The organism is Terrabacter tumescens (assembly GCF_014646815.1).
GTDB classification, from domain to species: domain Bacteria; phylum Actinomycetota; class Actinomycetes; order Actinomycetales; family Dermatophilaceae; genus Terrabacter; species Terrabacter tumescens.
Genome location: NZ_BMNZ01000007.1, coordinates 62,972 through 78,881, shown reverse-complemented (window position 1 = coordinate 78,881; position 15,910 = coordinate 62,972). Strand labels below are relative to the sequence as shown.

At 72.3% G+C, this 15,910-nt stretch carries 12 protein-coding genes; 9 read left to right on the top strand and 3 right to left on the bottom strand.

What is annotated here, in order from left to right:
• The first annotated feature begins 8 nt into the window (after positions 1–8).
• The 3 genes from IEY30_RS17670 to IEY30_RS17660 are packed head-to-tail and all read left to right on the top strand — an operon-like array spanning position 9 to position 6,219.
• Positions 9–1,166 carry a glycosyltransferase family 4 protein gene (locus tag IEY30_RS17670; RefSeq protein ID WP_052358879.1) on the top strand — a complete coding sequence of 386 codons (1,158 nt, stop codon included), beginning with the start codon at positions 9–11 and terminating at the stop codon, positions 1,164–1,166.
• Positions 1,163–1,936: a class I SAM-dependent methyltransferase gene (locus IEY30_RS17665; RefSeq protein ID WP_081920623.1), complete on the top strand. Its 774-nt coding sequence runs from the start codon at positions 1,163–1,165 to the stop codon at positions 1,934–1,936. Before IEY30_RS17670 ends, IEY30_RS17665 begins: the two co-directional genes overlap by 4 nt.
• On the top strand, positions 1,933–6,219 hold the full coding sequence (locus tag IEY30_RS17660) for an alpha-(1->3)-arabinofuranosyltransferase domain-containing protein (protein WP_052358880.1): 4,287 nt from the start codon (positions 1,933–1,935) through the stop codon (positions 6,217–6,219). The genes IEY30_RS17665 and IEY30_RS17660 overlap by 4 nt, the downstream gene beginning before the upstream one ends.
• Here IEY30_RS17660 and IEY30_RS17655 read toward each other — a convergent pair.
• Together IEY30_RS17655 and IEY30_RS17650 are read right to left on the bottom strand one after the other, a co-directional pair.
• Entirely contained in the window at positions 6,105–7,310 is a 1,206-nt protein-coding gene (locus IEY30_RS17655; RefSeq protein ID WP_081920624.1) for an acyltransferase family protein, read from the bottom strand. The two genes, IEY30_RS17660 and IEY30_RS17655, sit on opposite strands and share 115 nt — an antisense overlap.
• Positions 7,307–9,256: a hypothetical protein gene (locus IEY30_RS17650; protein ID WP_030202053.1), complete on the bottom strand. Its 1,950-nt coding sequence runs from the start codon at positions 9,254–9,256 to the stop codon at positions 7,307–7,309. The genes IEY30_RS17655 and IEY30_RS17650 overlap by 4 nt, the downstream gene beginning before the upstream one ends.
• Before the next feature lie 149 nt (positions 9,257–9,405).
• Between IEY30_RS17650 and pgfA the strand changes: the two genes are divergently transcribed.
• Complete coding sequence (gene pgfA / locus IEY30_RS17645; protein ID WP_081920625.1) at positions 9,406–10,536, top strand: cell envelope lipid trafficking protein PgfA; 1,131 nt, start codon at positions 9,406–9,408, stop codon at positions 10,534–10,536.
• Positions 10,537–10,591: 55 nt separating this feature from the next.
• On the opposite strand, the gene IEY30_RS17640 is transcribed toward pgfA, so the two are convergent.
• The gene (locus IEY30_RS17640; protein WP_052358881.1) at positions 10,592–11,401 is read right to left on the bottom strand and encodes a class I SAM-dependent methyltransferase; all 810 of its coding nucleotides are present in this window, start codon (positions 11,399–11,401) and stop codon (positions 10,592–10,594) included.
• 172 nt (positions 11,402–11,573) lie between these two features.
• Between IEY30_RS17640 and rpsA the strand changes: the two genes are divergently transcribed.
• The 5 genes from rpsA to IEY30_RS17615 all read left to right on the top strand — a co-directional run bounded on the left by rpsA (position 11,574) and on the right by IEY30_RS17615 (position 15,812).
• Positions 11,574–13,085 (top strand): 30S ribosomal protein S1, encoded by a 1,512-nt coding sequence (gene rpsA / locus IEY30_RS17635; RefSeq protein ID WP_030202060.1) that lies wholly within the window; start codon positions 11,574–11,576, stop codon positions 13,083–13,085.
• A gap of 213 nt (positions 13,086–13,298) precedes the next feature.
• Positions 13,299–13,532, top strand: coding sequence for a hypothetical protein (locus IEY30_RS17630; protein WP_229675074.1), 234 nt, complete (start codon positions 13,299–13,301; stop codon positions 13,530–13,532).
• A 1-nt stretch (position 13,533) separates the two neighbouring features.
• Positions 13,534–14,415, top strand: coding sequence for a glycerophosphodiester phosphodiesterase family protein (locus tag IEY30_RS17625; protein ID WP_030202066.1), 882 nt, complete (start codon positions 13,534–13,536; stop codon positions 14,413–14,415).
• Positions 14,416–14,643: 228 nt separating this feature from the next.
• Positions 14,644–15,348, top strand: a complete 705-nt coding sequence (locus tag IEY30_RS17620) for a TetR/AcrR family transcriptional regulator (RefSeq protein ID WP_081920626.1) — start codon at positions 14,644–14,646, stop codon at positions 15,346–15,348.
• Positions 15,349–15,350: 2 nt separating this feature from the next.
• On the top strand, positions 15,351–15,812 hold the full coding sequence (locus IEY30_RS17615) for a PPOX class F420-dependent oxidoreductase (protein ID WP_030202068.1): 462 nt from the start codon (positions 15,351–15,353) through the stop codon (positions 15,810–15,812).
• Positions 15,813–15,910: the final 98 nt, after the last annotated feature.

The following is a 15,910-nucleotide window of genomic DNA, read 5'->3' as shown; positions in this document are numbered from 1 at the left end:
CGACGCTCATGCGCATCGCCCTGCTCAACTGGCGCGACCTCACGCACCCCGAAGGGGGCGGCGCCGAACGCTACGCCCAGACGGTGAGTGCCGGACTGGCCCGGCTCGGCCACGACGTCACGCTCTTCTGCGCCGCCCACGAGGGCGCGGCGCCCGAGGAGCAGCTCGACGGCTATCGCATCGTGCGCCGGGGCGGTCGGTCGAGCGTCTACCCGCAGGCCCTGCGAGCCCTCCGACGCGACGCCCGCCTGCACGGTGCCCACGACGTCGTGATCGACACCCAGAACGGTCTGCCGTTCTGGACGCCCTTCGCCACCCCGGCACCGGTCGTATCCCTGGTCCACCACGTCCACCGGGAGCAGTGGCCGGTCGTCTTCGGACCGCTCATGGCCAGGGTCGGCTGGTTCCTCGAGTCCCGCGTCTCGCCGCGCGTCTACCGCGGCCGCCAGTACGTCACGGTGTCCGGACGCAGCCGTGACGAGCTGGCCGAGCTCGGCGTGCGGGCGGCCGACATCCGCGTCATCCACAACGGCACCGACCGGCCGATGGCCCTCGGCCTCTCCCGTGCGATGCGTCCCACCCTGGTGGTCCTCGGGCGACTCGTGCCGCACAAGCGGGTCGAGCTCGCCGTCGACGTGCTGGCACGGGTCCGACAGACCCTCCCGGACGCCGAGCTGCGCATCATCGGCGACGGCTGGTGGCGCGAGCGGGTCGAGCAGCACGTCACCGAGGCCGGGATGGCCGACGCGGTCCACTTCCTCGGCTACGTCGACGAGGTGACCAAGCACCGCGAGCTGTCGCGGGCCTGGGTCGCCCTCGCCCCGAGCGCCAAGGAGGGATGGGGACTCAACGTCGTCGAGGCCGCATCGCACGGCGTGCCCACGATCGCGCACCACGGCGCGGGGGGACTGTCCGAGTCGATCGTCGACGGTCGGACCGGGATCCTCGTCGACGACGTCGACGGGATGGTCGAGCACGCGGTCAGGCTCCTCGACGACGCCGCTGCCCGCGAGGCGCTCGGTGCCCGGGCCCGCGACCACGCAGCCCTGCACACGTGGGAGTCCGCCGTCGTCGCGTGGGACGCGCTGCTGACCTCCGTCGCGCGGACCTCGGTGGCCGGGCGCAGGTCCGACGTCGTCGAGCAGCCCGAGGTCGCCAGCGCATGACCTCGCCGACGCCGAGCGCGCCGCGTGAGCACCACCTCGCACCCGCGGGGACGCTCCGACGCTCGCTCCAGCTCTTCCGGGCCTTCCGCGTGGAGCAGTCCGACCCCGACCACTTCTACTCGTTGCTCGCGCTGGACTCGATCCGCGAGCTACGTCGGTGGACCGACCTCGACGGTGCCGTCGTCCTCGACGTCGGCGGCGGGCCGGGCTACTTCGCGGACGCGTTCGCCGACGCCGGTGCGCGCTACGCCGGTGTCGACCCCGACGTCGGCGAGCTGACCGCCCGCGGGTCGGTGGGCGCCAACATGCTGCGCGCCTCGGGGCTCGCGCTGCCGATCGCCACCGGCTCGGTCGACGTCGCCTACTCCAGCAACGTCCTCGAGCACGTCCCCGAACCGGAGGCGATGGCCGAGGAGATGGTCCGCGTGGCCCGGCCGGGTGGAACCGTCGTCATCTCGTGGACGCCGTGGCTCTCGCCGTGGGGTGGGCACGAGACCGCGCCGTGGCACTACCTCGGCGGGCGTCGTGCCGCGGACCGGTATGCCGCGCGGCTCGGCAAGCGTCCGAAGAACGACTTCGGCCGCACCCTCTTCGCGTGCTCGGTGCAGCGCATGACGCGCTGGCTCGCAGATGCGCAGCGGCGCGGCCTGGTCGACGTCGTCGAGGTGCTGCCGAGGTACCACCCTCGCTGGGCCACGTGGGTGGTGCGGGTCCCCGGGCTGCGCGAGGTCGTCTCGTGGAACGCCGTCCTGGTCCTGAGGAAGCGATGACCGGCGCGGGTGCGGCTGCTGTCGGCCTCGCCCGCCCCGAGGCCACGGCGCAGGACGCAGGACGGGTGCCGGACGCAGCACCGGTGCCCGAAGACCACGGTCCCGCGCCGCGCCTCGTCTGGCGGCTGCGCCTCGTCGCCGTCGTCATCGGCCTCGCGGCCATCTGCTTCCGGCAGTCGCCCGGGCTCGTCGTGCCCGACACCAAGCTCGACCTGACCGCCGACCCGGGTGGCTTCCTGCTGCGGGCCCTGCACCTGTGGGACCCCCAGGGCGCCCTCGGGCAGCTGCAGAACCAGGCCTACGGCTACCTCTTCCCGGTCGGGCCCTTCCACCTCGTGCTCGACCTCGTCGGGGTGCCGGACTGGGTGGCGCAACGGCTGTGGTGGACGACCGTGATGACGGTCGCCCTGCTCGGCATGTGGCGCCTGACCCGGGCCTTCGGCGTCACGAACCCGTGGGCGCGACTCGTGGCCGCCGTGTGCTTCGCGCTCAGCCCCCGCATGCTCAGCGAGGTGGCCATCACCTCGGTCGAGGTGTGGCCCCTCGCCCTCGCCCCCTGGGTCCTCTGGCCGCTGGTCGTCCCCGACCGGACGACCCGGTGGCGAGCGACCCGCTCCGGTCTCGCCCTCGCCCTCGTCGGTGGCGTCAACGCCGTCGCCTCCGGCGCCGTGCTCGTGCTGCCCGCCGTCTGGCTCCTCACCCGGCGGTGGGACCGCAGCCTGCTCCGGCTGTCCGCCGCGTGGGCCGGCGTCGTGGTCCTCGTGTCGGCCTGGTGGGTGGCCCCCCTGCTCGTCCTCGGGCGCTGGTCGCCGCCGTTCCTGTCGTGGATCGAGGACGCCGCGACGACGACAGGGACCGCGAGCCCGTTCGAGGCGTTGCGCGGCACGACCCCCTGGCTGGGGTTCCTGGCGACCCCGACCGGCCCGTCCTGGCCGGTGGGCTGGCTCTACGTCACCTCTCCGCTGCTCATCCTCGCCACGGCCCTCGTGGCCGGGCTCGGTCTCCTCGGACTGGCCCTTCGCCGCGGCCGCGAGCGGCCGTTCCTCGTGCTCGCGCTCGTGACCGGGCTCTCGCTCGTCACCCTGGGGCACGTCGGCTCGGGCGCCTGGCCCTTCGCGGACGGTGTGCAAGGCCTGCTTGACGGGGCACTTGCCCCCTTGCGCAACACGCACAAGTTCGAGCTCGTCGTGGCGGTGCCGCTCGCGATCGGGCTGGGGCACGGGGTCGCTCGCGCCGTCGAGGTGGTGGAGCGCACCTCGCTGCCCCTGGCGCCACGCGTCCGGGCTCTCCTGCCGGCGGTCCTCGCCGGGTCGCTCGTCGTCATGGCGGCGGCGCCAGCGGTCGGCGTCTCCTTCGCCAGACCCGAGGGCTACCGGGCCATCCCCGACCACTGGCGCGCCGCCGCTGCGTGGCTCGACGCGCAGCCTGCCGAGGGCGCGGTCCTCGTGACCCCGTCAGCAGGCTTCAGCGACCTGACGTGGGGGTCGACGAAGGACGAACCGCTCCAGGCCCTGGCCGGACGTTCGTTCGTCGTCCGCGACGCCGTCCCCCTGGGATCGGCGGGAGCGACCCGACTGCTGGACTCGCTCGAGGACCGACTCTCCTCCGGCCAGCGGATCGCCGGTCTCGAGACCGTCCTCGCGGACTCCGGGATCGCCTATGTCCTGGTGCGCAACGAGATCCGGCTCGATGCGCAGGGTGCGCCGCCTGCCGCGGTCAACGCGGCGCTGGAGGCCTCCGGGCTCGAGCGCGTGGCGTCCTTCGGGCCCACCGCCGGCGCCTACGGCGAGTCGGACTCGGTCACGGTCGACTACCGGGCGCTCGTGCAGCGGCCGGCCATCGAGATCTACGCGGTCGCCCGGCCCAGCACGGTCCGGCTGACCCCCTTGGCTGGCCTCGCGCAGGTCGCGGGCGGCCCGGAGAACCTCGTCCAGCTCGCCGGGCTCGGAGGCCGTCGCGACGTGCTCCTCGGCGGTGACGGCCCAGGTGCCGCACCGGAAGCAGGCGTGGCAGCCGGGACGGTGGACCGCGTCGTGACCGACGGCCAGCGCCGCCGCGAGGTCGACTTCGGCTCGTCGGCCGACAACACCTCGGGTCTGCTGACGCCCGACGATCCCGGCCGGAGCGGCCGCCGGGTCATCGATGTCGACTCGGACGCCGCGGCGCCGCGCACCGTGCTCCGGTGGGGAGGGGTCAAGGCGGTCACCGCCTCGTCGTCCGCGTCGGACGCCACGGCCACGCTGCGCATCGGGGCCGGGTCCGGCCCGGCGGCCGCTCTCGACGGGGACCAGCGCACGCGGTGGGTCAGTGGACGCTACGGCCAGGCGAGGGGCGAGTGGCTCGAGGTACAGCTGCAGCGGCCCACCGTCGTCGCCGGCACGACGATCACCCTCTCGGGGGCGGCGCCCGTCGGCGCTGCGCCGACGGCCGTGCGCGTCGACACCGACGCCGGCTCGGCCGTCACGTCAGTCTTCGCCGGGCCGGCCGTGCCGCTCCTCACGCCGCCCGGGGCGACGACCCGGCTCCGCGTGACGCTCGTGGGCGTGGCCAAGGGGGCCGAGAACGGTTTCGCGGTCCAGGAGCTCCACCTGCCGGACATCGCCCCGGACCCGGTCGCGGTCGTCCCGTCGTCCGGTCCCGCGCCCGACGCCGTGCTCCTCGAGGAGGGCAAGCGATCGCGCAGCGAGTGCCTCCGACTTGATCGCACGAGCTGGTGCTCCCCGGTCTTCGGCCGGGACGCGGAGGAGACCGGTTGGTCCCGCGAGTGGCAGAGCACGACCGCGGCCAGGTATGCCGCATCGGGCACCGTGCGCGCGCTCGACGGTCCTGCCCTCGAAAAGCTCCTGCGCCAGCCCTCCGGGCTGCTGGCATCTGCGTCGTCCCGACTCGTGCAGGCCCCGGCCGGGCGCCCGGACGCCGCGCTCGACGGTGACGACGGCACCGGTTGGGTGGCGTCCCCCGACGACCCGGCTCCGTGGTTCGAGGTGCGGCTGCCCGAGCGCCGCGAGCTGTCCGGCGTGCGCATCACCAAGGCCTTCTCGCTGCCCGCGTCGACACCGGTGAAGGTCGACGTGGCCATGGACGGGGGCCGCACGGTCTCGGGCCGGGTCGACGAGTCGGGCCTGCTGACGTTCGCGCCGACACGGACCCGCTCGGTGCGCGTGACGTTCGGCGACGTGCGGCTGCTCGTCAACATCGACTCCGCAACAGGGCGAAGGTCGTTCGCCCCCGTCGGCTTCAGCGAGCTCGCGCTCGTCGGCGCGGAGGACCTCGCCGGCAGGCTGCCGCAGTCGGCACAGACCGGGGTGCCGTGCGGGTTCGGCCCGACCCTCCGGATCGACGGCACGGCCCACTTGACGGCCGTGTCCGGACGCGTGGGCGACGTCCTCGCCGGCCGTCCCCTCACGTGGCAGGTCTGTGACGACGGCGGCCGGGTGGTCGTGGGCGCCGGACAGGTGCGCGTCGACGCGAAGGCGTCGGCCGAGTTCGCGCCGCAGCGGCTGGACCTCGTGAGCGGACACCACGTCCTCGGGTCGGCGACCACCACCGACATCGCGCACTCGCGGCCGGGTCCGGCGGAGCTCGTCGTCGACGTCCCGGGGCGCACGTCCGAGTCCGTCGTCGTCGTGGCCCAGAACTACAACGCGGGATGGGCCGCGACGACCTCCTCGGGCGCGGCGCTGGCCCCGATCCGCGTCAACGGCTGGCAGCAGGGCTGGGTCGTGCCGGCCGGCGCGGCGACGACCCTCGCCGCGTCCTTCGCCCCGGACCGCGCCTACCAGGTGGCGCTGGCGCTCGGCCTGCTGCTCCTGCTCGTCGGGATCGTGCTCGGACTGCTGCCGGCCCCGCAGGGCCGGTCAGGCACGGGGCGGCAGGTGGGACCTGCGAGCGGTCGGGTCGCGGGCGTGGCGTCGCTCGGGCTGGTCGCGCTGGCCGGTGGCTGGCCTGGCCTCGTCGCGGTGGTCCTGGTCGGGCTCGTCCTCCACGGACGCCGGGCCGGGCGGCACACCAAGACCGGCGGACCCGACCGATCCGACGCCACGACGCCCGACAGGCGCGCACGGGGGATCCTCCTCGTGGCCGCTGCGGCCGGTCCGGTCGTGGCCGCCGCGATCGTCGCCGCCAGCCCGTGGCCCTCGGGCCGGCTGGGCGTGGGCGGCCCGCTGCTTCAGGTGCTGGTGTGGCTCGCCGTGGCAGCGACGTGCTGGACGGTGCTGGCCGACGAGCGCCCCGCTCTCAGCGTCCGGGCCCGGCGCATGACGGGGCGCTCGACGAGCACATGACTGGCCGCGGCGACGCCGATGGAGATGGCCACCGTGAGCAGCCAACGCAGCCAGAACGCGCCGCCGAAGCTCGGCAGCGACAGCCATCGGCCGACCAGGGCCAGGACGATGACGTGATAGGCGAAGACACCGTAGGAGAACTCGCCGAGCCAGGCTCCGACGCGCCCACCGAGGGCGGCCACCGAGCGCGGCTCGGTGGCCGGCGCCACCGTGGCCACGGTCGGGAGCACGACGAGCAGACCGAGCACGGCATACAGCAGGTTCTTGACGGCCGCCTGCCCGGGAGACGGCTCGGACAGGTCGAGCGGGCCCGCGAGCGGGGTCGTCGAGAGCAGGAAGACGACGGCCGCGAGCGACCACACCGTGCCGGGGTAGCGCGCGACGACGTCGAGGCGTCCCGGGCCGAGGACGCCGGTGCTGCGTGCGGCGTGCCACGCGGCGAGCAGCATCCCGGCGGCGAACCAGCCCACGAACCCGGGCAGCCAGAGACGCGACTGCGCGTGTCCCGTCGCCGTCGCGACGGCCATCCACACCGGTCCGACGATCACGAGGACCCCGGCGGCGAGCGTCACGCGACGCAGCCAGCGTCGGTCGCGGGGCCCGCGGCACGCGGCGAGGGCCAGGAGGGGCAGGACGAGGTAGAAGAGCACCTCCGTCGCGAGGCTCCAGAGCTGGGTCAGCCCCGGCGTCAGTGGCGTACCGACGTAGATCTGGACGAGCAGCGCGTGGGCCACGTAGTCACCGAGCGGTCGCCCGTCGCGCAGCAGGACGAAGGCGGCGGCCACGGCGATCCAGAGGACGGGGAGGATCCGCGCCGCCCGGCGGACGAGGTAGGCCGTGGTGCCCGGTCTGGAGCGCTGCTGCAGGTGGCCCATCGCGTGCGGCCGGAAGAGCAGGAAGCCCGAGACGACGAAGAAGAGCGCCACGCCCGCGTCGAGACGCGACAGGATGCCGGCGAACGGGCCGCGCAGCGAGTCGCCGCTGTCGAAGCCGACGTGGGTGGTCAGGACCGCGAGAGCCCCCACGAGGCGCAGCCCGTCGAGGGCGCGGAAGCGGGTGCGGACCTGGGTTTCGCTGGGGTGCCGGCTCATCGCGAGGGGGTGGCGAAGCCGACCTGGGCATCGCCGACACAGAAGTTCACGCCCGGGGGGATGCCGGTGAAGCGCAGGGCGTCGCCCTCGCCGACGAGCGAGACGATGACCTCACCGAGACCCTTGGTGATGGGGAACTGCCGGCTGTCCTTGCCGAGGCTGACGGTGCCCGTCGTGTCGCCGTCGGCGAGGTAGCCGATGCGGACGGCCCAGCCCCAGCGGTAGAGCTTCTGGGTCAGCGGGACGGTCACCCGGCCGTTGCGCACGCCGTAGCAGCCGTTGGGACGCGGGCTCGAGGTGGCGGCGGGCGAGATCTTCATGGGGACGAGCGATCCGGCCGCGTTGAGGACGTAGGGGTCGTGGAACACGCTGCGGCTGTAGAGCTCGTCCCGCCCCTGCGCCCCGACGAGCGGGCTGAGGTAGCGGCTCACGGTGTTGTACTGCGCGAAGAGCGGACCGATGATCTGGCCGGGCACCTCGGTGTCGTAGATCTCGGCCGTGTCGGGCAGTGCCTCGAGGGAGTCGACGGTGTTGGTGACGAAGGCGCGGGCCGGGTTGTTCGTGCTGAACCGCGCGTAGGCCCCGATCGAGTGGAAGGAGAGGGCGACGACCACGACTCCCACCACCGCGAGTCCCGTCAGCGCCTGGGCCCGGCTGACGCGGGTGAAGGCCCGTCGCGCTGTCGGCGTCCAGGGGCGACGCTCCCCGCGCAGCGGCATGAGGCACGCCCCGAGCGTCACGACCAGCGGGATCACCGCGTCGGCGAGGTAGCGCGTCTCCAGCGCCACGATCGAGCCGCCGTAGGCGACGCGCCCGGCAGCGACCGTGGCGATCGAGCCGCCGAGGTAGACGAGCAGGGCCAGCCAGAACCGGCCGACGTTGCGCCGCAGCGCCAATGACGCCACGACGACGAGACCGGCAAGGATCCACAGCAGCCAGTCGAACGCCCGAGGGGAGTCGACGATCGCCAGCGCGTAGCTGGTCGGCTGCCAGTCCCAGGGGCCGCCGAAGACGCCGGGGACGAAGGTGCGGAACACGCTGAGGAAGGCGAAGTCGGACAGGGGCGCCATCGAGGGCGCCGTGACGGGGGAGTCGTTGCCGGCGCTGCGCACGCCGGGCACGTAGAGCACGAGGTAGGCCACGGTCGTCACGGCATACCCGACCCACACCCAGCGGGTCCGCTTCAGCAGGGCCCAGAGGGAGGCTCGGTTGACCGCGGTCTCGGGCGCGACCGCGAGCGTGAAGACGACGACGAAGGGCAGGTAGACCGCGATCTTCTCGAAGCTGGCGAGACCCATGACGAACCACAGCGTGGCCCAGAGGGCATGGAGCGGGCGGCCCGTGCGCACGTAGCGCGTGTGCCAGCGCAGGGCGCCGCTGATGGCGATCATGAGCGGCAGCCAGATGATCGCAGCGGCGAGCCAGGTGAACGCGGGCATCGTCAGCGGTGTCAGGCAGAAGATGCTGAACGGCACGAGGAGGAGCAGGCGGCGATCGAAGAGCTCGACGAGCAGCTTCCACACGACGACGGCCAGGATGACCTGGGCGGCGACGATGAGCACCACGGTCCAGCCCCAGCTGAGCGGGGCGTAGTGCGCCAGGAGCCACATGACCGCGAAGCCGATGGGCTCGAAGTGCCCGGTGTGCACGCGGGTGAGGTAGCCCCAGCCGAAGTCGTTCTCCATGGCCCGGGCACTGAGCATGAAGTCGTCGGTGATGAAGAAGCTGTCCTTGAGCACGCTGAGACGGACCGCCAGCGCCAGCACGGTGATGGCGACGACGGCCGTGCGGAGCGGGTCGCGGACCAGCCAGTGAGGCCGGTCGAGCTCGGCGTCCTGCTCGGCGTCCTGCGCGTCGTCCTGCTCCAGCAGGTCGTCGGCAGACCCCTGGTCGTCCAGGGCTCGACGGGCGCGCTCGTGCGCCGATCCGGTCACGACGTCTGACACGGGTGGCCCCTCCGAAGGTGCTGGGACGCCACGACGTCCTTGTGAGTGACGGCCAAGATACACGCTGGTAGGCTCCGCGCGGAGTCATGGGTTACTGATGCGTAACTCGTGCCCGTTGACAGCGTTGTCACCATACCCGGGAGTCATCCGTGCGTCGTGTTATCGGAGCAGTTGCCCTCGCCCTCGGCGTCCTCCTCCTGGTGGTCGGGGCGGTGTCCCGTTCCTACCTCTACGAGCGGCTCGCGACCGTCTCCCTCGACCAGAGCAACGTCGTCGACGCCAAGGACCCGAGCAAGAGCACCGCGTCGGTCTCGCAGGGCGAGAACATGTCCGCACTCCGGGTCTGGGGCTCCGAGACGGACGGGCAGCACTACGACAAGCTGACCGGCGTCACCCTGCGCAGCACGCGTCAGATCGTCGGGATCCCGGGCGCCCTCACCCCGGCCGAGCTCGACGGCAACGTCGCCATCTGGCAGACCGGCGTCACGTCCGAGGCGGTCGGCGTCGGGGCCCTGACGTACTCCAACGAGGTCGTCACCTTCGACCGCGTCACCGGTCTCGCCACCGGGTCCAGCCGTGACCAGCGCTCGGCGGGCGAGCTCGACAAGCCGGACAAGATGGTCGACGTCGTCCACAAGGGCCTGTTCTTCAAGTTCCCCTTCGCCGTCGAGAAGAAGACCTACCCCTGGTGGGACGGCGACCTCAGCGACGCCGCCGAGATGAAGTTCGTCCGCGAGGAGAACCTCTTCGGCACCGACACCTACGTCTTCCAGCAGGTGACGCCCACCGCCGAGCGCTCGACGAGGGACGTGCCGGCCGGGGTCTTCGACCAGCCCGGCAGCGCGATGGTCCCTGCCAAGGTCTTCTACGGCAACGTGCGCACGCTCTGGATCGAGCCCAACACCGGTGTCATCATCAAGGGCCAGGAGCAGGTCGACAAGTACCTGCAGAGCCAGTTCGGCACGGTGGCCACGACCAAGGGCACCATCGGCTACACCGACGACACCGTGCGCAAGAACGCCGAGACCTGGGGGAGCAAGGGCCGTCTCCTCGGCTTCATCCATGGTCCGCTGCTCTGGATCGGCCTCGTCGGCGGCCTGCTGCTCATCGTCCTCGGCGCGGTCCTCATCGGCCGCCGCCCGGCGCCGGTGGCCGCCGGCGCTCCGTCCGGCCCGTCGCGCTCCCGCCGCGGGACGCGGTCGGAGGGTGACGGGGGCATCGACGAGCTGGGCGTCGGCTCCGGCGCCGAGCGCGGACGCCACGAGAACGCCGGCGCCTGACCGGGGTCGGCCCGCGCCCGACCGCGTGGTCCAGAGGCCGCGAGCCCGCCGGCTGTCAGGCGGGCTTGCGGCAGACGAAGATCGCCGTGCCGGGGATGACCCGCCCGCGCAGTGGGGACCATCCGCCCCACGGCTCGTCGTGCCCCTCGGGCCACTCCGGCTCGACGAGGTCGACGAGCACCAGCCCGGCCGCCGCGATCTCGCGCACCCGGTCGCCGAGCGTGCGGTGGTGCTCGACGTAGGTGGCGTGTCCCGACGCGTCCTGCTCGACGTAGGGCGTGCGGTCGAAGTACGAGTGGCGCGCCGTGAGGCCGCCGGCACCCGGGTCGTCCGGGAAGGCCCACCGGATCGGGTGGGTCGTGGAGAAGACGAAGCGGCCGCCCGGCCGCAGCACCCGGGCAGCCTCGGCCATGACGACGTCGGAGTCTGCGACGAAGGGCACGACGCCGTATGCCGTGAAGACCGTGTCGAAGGACGCGTCGGCGAAGGGGAGGGACCGTCCGTCGCACTGGGCGAACGGCACGCGGGCCTCGCTCTCGACGGCGGCGTTGACCGCCACCCCCGTCGCGACCATCCCCGCCGAGAGGTCGGTGGCCACGACGGTCGCGCGGTGCGCGGCGAGCCAGCGCGAGCACTGGCCCGAGCCCGCGCCGATCTCGAGGACCACCTGGCCGGACGGGTCGCCGAGCAGGCGGGCGTCCTCCTCGCGCAGGCGCTCGGGCCCCCACACGAAGTCGGTGTCGCCGAGGAACGAGCCGTGCTCGACGTAGTACGACGTGGCCTCGCCGTCCCACCACGTGCGGTTGGCCGTGGCCGTCTCGGCCGGGGGAGCGGGACGTCGGGTGGCGTCGGTGGGCGTGCTCACGGCATACATCGTCTCTTTTGACCGGGTGCTGACAGCGCGGATAGGATTGCCGAGCACATTCGTGTGCGCACGATCAATGTTGAACCTGTCCACAAAGGCATCGGGGCACGAGCCGTCAGGCCCGCCGCCACGAGGTCCCAATCTAACCGTCCACAATCGGAGTTCCTACTACATGACTGCCAACACGGTCGAGAAGACCGCGCCTGAGATTGCCATCAACGACATCGGCTCTCAGGAAGACATCCTTGCGGCGATCGACGCCACCATCAAGGACTTCAACGACGGCGACATCGTCGAGGGTCGCATCGTCAAGGTCGACCGGGACGAGGTCCTGCTCGACATCGGCTACAAGACCGAGGGCGTCATCCCCTCGCGCGAGCTGTCCATCAAGCACGACGTCGACCCGGGCGAGATCGTCAAGGTCGGTGACGAGGTCGAGGCCCTCGTCCTCCAGAAGGAGGACAAGGAAGGCCGTCTGATCCTGTCCAAGAAGCGTGCGCAGTACGAGCGCGCCTGGGGCACGATCGAGAAGGTCAAGGAAGAGGACGGCGTCGTCACCGGCACCGTCATCGAGGTCGTCAAGGGTGGTCTCATCCTCGACATCGGCCTCCGCGGCTTCCTGCCCGCCTCGCTCGTCGAGATGCGCCGTGTCCGCGACCTCCAGCCGTACGTCGGCAAGGAGATCGAGGCCAAGATCATCGAGCTCGACAAGAACCGCAACAACGTGGTCCTGTCGCGCCGTGCCTGGCTCGAGCAGACGCAGTCCGAGGTGCGCACGACGTTCCTCAAGGAGCTCCAGAAGGGCCAGGTCCGTTCGGGCGTCGTGTCCTCCATCGTCAACTTCGGTGCGTTCGTGGACCTCGGCGGCGTCGACGGTCTCGTCCACGTCTCCGAGCTGTCGTGGAAGCACATCGACCACCCGTCCGAGGTCGTCGAGGTCGGCACCGAGGTCACCGTCGAGGTGCTCGACGTCGACATGGACCGTGAGCGTGTCTCCCTGTCGCTGAAGGCGACGCAGGAGGACCCCTGGCAGCACTTCGCTCGCACGCACGCCATCGGCCAGGTCGTCCCCGGCAAGGTCACGAAGCTCGTCCCGTTCGGTGCGTTCGTGCGCGTCGAGGACGGCATCGAGGGCCTCGTGCACATCTCCGAGCTGGCCGAGCGCCACGTGGAGCTGCCGGAGCAGGTCGTCAACGTCGGCGACGAGATCTTCGTCAAGGTCATCGACATCGACCTCGAGCGTCGCCGCATCTCGCTGTCGCTCAAGCAGGCCAACGACCAGGCCGTCTCGGCGTCGGAGTTCGACCCGACGCTCTACGGCATGGCCGCCGAGTACGACGAGCAGGGCAACTACAAGTACCCCGAGGGCTTCGACCCGGAGACGAACGAGTGGCTCGAGGGCTTCGACGCCCAGCGCGAGAAGTGGGAGCGTCAGTACGCCGACGCCCACGCTCGCTGGGAGGCCCACAAGGCCCAGGTCGACGCCGCGACGAAGGCCGACGCCGAGGCTGCGGCCAACGCCGGCTCCGCGACGTCCTACTCGTCCGCGACCGGTGACGTCGCCGACTCCGGTGACGCCGACCGTGGCGAGCGCGCCCCGCGCAACGCCCCGGCCCCGGTCGAGGGCACCCTTGCTTCGGACGAGGCGCTCGCTGCGCTCCGCGAGAAGCTGACGGGCAACTGAGCCTCGTCGCTCTGAGCTGACCGCTCGCACGGAGCCCCGGACCCGTTGGGTCCGGGGCTCTTCGCGTCCCCCGTCGACGCGATGCCGAGCAGACCGCACAGGCGGCGCAGGCCGAACGCCTCGAGCCCGAACCGTCACCGGAGTTCAGACCCGCGTCGAACCTCTGACGCGCCAAGGCCGCGTTCAGTGCATCTGCGCGGCTAGGTTGGCCGGGTGCAGTCACTTGTGACCGAAACCATCGCTCAATATGAGCGAAGCCCGCATCCGCACTCGCCGGACTCCAGCGGCGCCTCGGCGCCGGCCGGAGCCGACGAGGGAGCCGACCGGGTCACGGTCCGACTCGACAAGCGAACCCACCTGACGGTCGGCGACGTCGTGCACGTGGAGCCGAACCGGGACGAGGTGCACCTCTTCGACGCGGCGTCCGGCGAGCGGATCGAGGCCTGAGATGTCGACACGACCCGGTCCGTGGGCGTCGGGCCGCTTCGACGTCGAGGGTCACCGGGGCGCCAAGGGCCTCGTCGTCGAGAACACCCTGGCGAGCTTCGCCGCGGCGTACGACGCGGGGGTGACCGGTGTCGAGCTCGACGTGCGGCTCACGGCCGACGGCCACGTCGTCGTGTGGCACGACCCGGTGCTGCTGCCGACCAAGTGCCGCTCGACCGGCCCGGACCTCGTCGGGGCGCGGGTCGCCGACCTGACGCTGGACCAGCTGCGCACCGTCGACGTCGGCAGCCTGACGCTGGAGGGCTTCCCCGAGCAGCGCCCGTCGCCGGGGGCCCGCATCAGCACGCTGGACGAGGTCCTCGCGCACGGGCTCGAACGGGCTCCCGAGGTGTGGTGGACCATCGAGCTCAAGGTCAACCCGCTCGACGAGGGGGAGTCCGCCCACCGGCGCCGCCTGCTCGAGGGGGTCCTCTCGAGGGTCCACGATGCCCGTCTCGAGCGCCAGTGCTTCGTGCACTCCTTCGACTGGGCGGTGCTCGAGCTGTCCGCCGAGCTCGCGCCGCAGGTGAACCGCTCGGCGCTCGTCGAGTCGGCCGTCACGTGGGTGCGCGGGAGCCCGTGGACCGGGAGCGTCGTCGTGGGGGAGACCCACGTGGACGTGTGCGAGGGGGCCGCCGCCGTCGGCGCGCAGGTCATCTCGCCGGAGCACGTGCTCGTCGACGCGGACTTCGTCGAGCGGGCCCACGCGGCCGGCCTCGCGGTCCTGCCGTGGACGGTCAACGAGGCGGACCGCATGGTCGAGCTCGTCCAGGCCGGTGTCGACGGGCTCGTCTCGGACTACCCGGACCGCGCCCTGTCGGTGCTCGCGCCCGCCTGCGCCTGACGCGCCCGTAGCGAGGGGCCGGGACCCCTGCGGCCCGGCCCCTCGCTCCCCCTCCCGGTGCCCCTCGGGGGCGGGAGCGGTGGCGCTCGTGTCACACTCGTGCGGTCGACAGGCGCCGATGTCGGCGCTGCAACCGCCTGGTGCAGCAGTCGGGTGGGGACCCCTGGACCCCACCCATTCGCTAGAACGCCGTTCCAGCGAACTCATGATGCTTTTCGAAGGGCTCCGATGTCAACAGACCGGGCGTACGACAACAGCTCCCGGGCCGAGGCGGCGCTCGCGACGCGGCGTCGGATCATCGAGGCAGCGGCCGAGATGTTGCTCCGCGACGGCTACCACGCGATGTCGGTCAGCGGCCTCGCCGCCGCCGCCGGGGTGAGCGCCCAGACCGTCTACAACGCCGTGGGCTCGAAGTCCGACGTCGTCAAGGGTGTCTACGACGTCATGCTGGCCGGCGACGACGCGCCCGTGGCGATGCAGGAGCGTCCCGAGTTCCGGGCCATGTCCCAGGCCCCCGACCGCCCGACCTTCGTGCGCGCCTACGCCGCCCTGTGCGCGACGATCTACGAGCGGGTCGGCCCGCTGCTCGGCGTGCTGCTCGCGCAGGGGCCAGGTGCGGACACGGGGCTGCAGGAGTTCGTCGCGACGATCGACCGCGAGCGGCGCGCAGGCAACACCAACGCGGTGGCCGCCCTCGAGCGAGCGCACGGACTGCCGGAGCGGTTCGACCGCGAGCGGTTCCTCGACATCTGCTGGACCCTCAGCGCGCCGGAGATCTACGACCGCCTCGTGCGTCGCTGCGGCTGGAGCCACCCTGCGTATGCCGCGTGGCTGGCCGACACGCTCGTCGTGACCTTCGACCAGTGCGACGTCACCACCGCCGACACCGACTCTGACACCGTCCCTGACACCGACCCTGAGACCGAGGAGTAGCCATGCCCCGCCAGATCGCCACGAACACCGAGGTCGACCGCGAGGCGCTGCTCGACTTCGTGCGGCCCCGCCACTCGATGGTGCTCATGACCCAGCGGTCCGACGGCCGTCCGCAGGCGTCGCCGGTCACCGGAGGCGTCGACGAGCAGGGCCGCATCGTCATCTCCACCTACCCCGAGCGTGCCAAGACGGCGAACGCCCGCCGCCGGCCCCAGGTCAGTGTGCTGGTGCTGTCCGACGACTTCGGCGGCGAGTGGGTCCAGGTCGACGGCGACTGCGAGGTCATCGACCTGCCCGAGTCCGTCGAGCCCCTCGTCGACTACTTCCGCGCCATCTCCGGCGAGCACCCCGACTGGGACGAGTACCGCCAGGCGATGCGCGACCAGGGCAAGTCGCTGCTGCGCGTCACGCCGACCCGCTGGGGCCCGGTCGCCACGGGCGGCTTCCCCGCGCGCCTCGCCTGACCCGCGCCCCCTTCCACCGACCTGCCTGCACGGACCGAACGCCGCGTTCGGCGCCGAACTCACTGGCAGAACACTGAGTTCGCGATCGAACGCGGCGT

Excerpts from the sequence above, each read along its gene's own strand:
- IEY30_RS17665 (WP_081920623.1), top strand. The coding sequence starts at position 1,163 with ATGACCTCGCCGACGCCGAGCGCGCCGCGTGAGCACCACCTCGCACCC.
- IEY30_RS17620 (WP_081920626.1), top strand. The coding sequence starts at position 14,644 with ATGTCAACAGACCGGGCGTACGACAACAGCTCCCGGGCCGAGGCGGCG.
- IEY30_RS17670 (WP_052358879.1), top strand. The coding sequence starts at position 9 with ATGCGCATCGCCCTGCTCAACTGGCGCGACCTCACGCACCCCGAAGGG.
- IEY30_RS17655 (WP_081920624.1), bottom strand. The coding sequence starts at position 7,310 with ATGAGCCGGCACCCCAGCGAAACCCAGGTCCGCACCCGCTTCCGCGCC.
- IEY30_RS17625 (WP_030202066.1), top strand. The coding sequence starts at position 13,534 with ATGTCGACACGACCCGGTCCGTGGGCGTCGGGCCGCTTCGACGTCGAG.
- IEY30_RS17615 (WP_030202068.1), top strand. The coding sequence starts at position 15,351 with ATGCCCCGCCAGATCGCCACGAACACCGAGGTCGACCGCGAGGCGCTG.
- IEY30_RS17660 (WP_052358880.1), top strand. The coding sequence starts at position 1,933 with ATGACCGGCGCGGGTGCGGCTGCTGTCGGCCTCGCCCGCCCCGAGGCC.
- rpsA (WP_030202060.1), top strand. The coding sequence starts at position 11,574 with ATGACTGCCAACACGGTCGAGAAGACCGCGCCTGAGATTGCCATCAAC.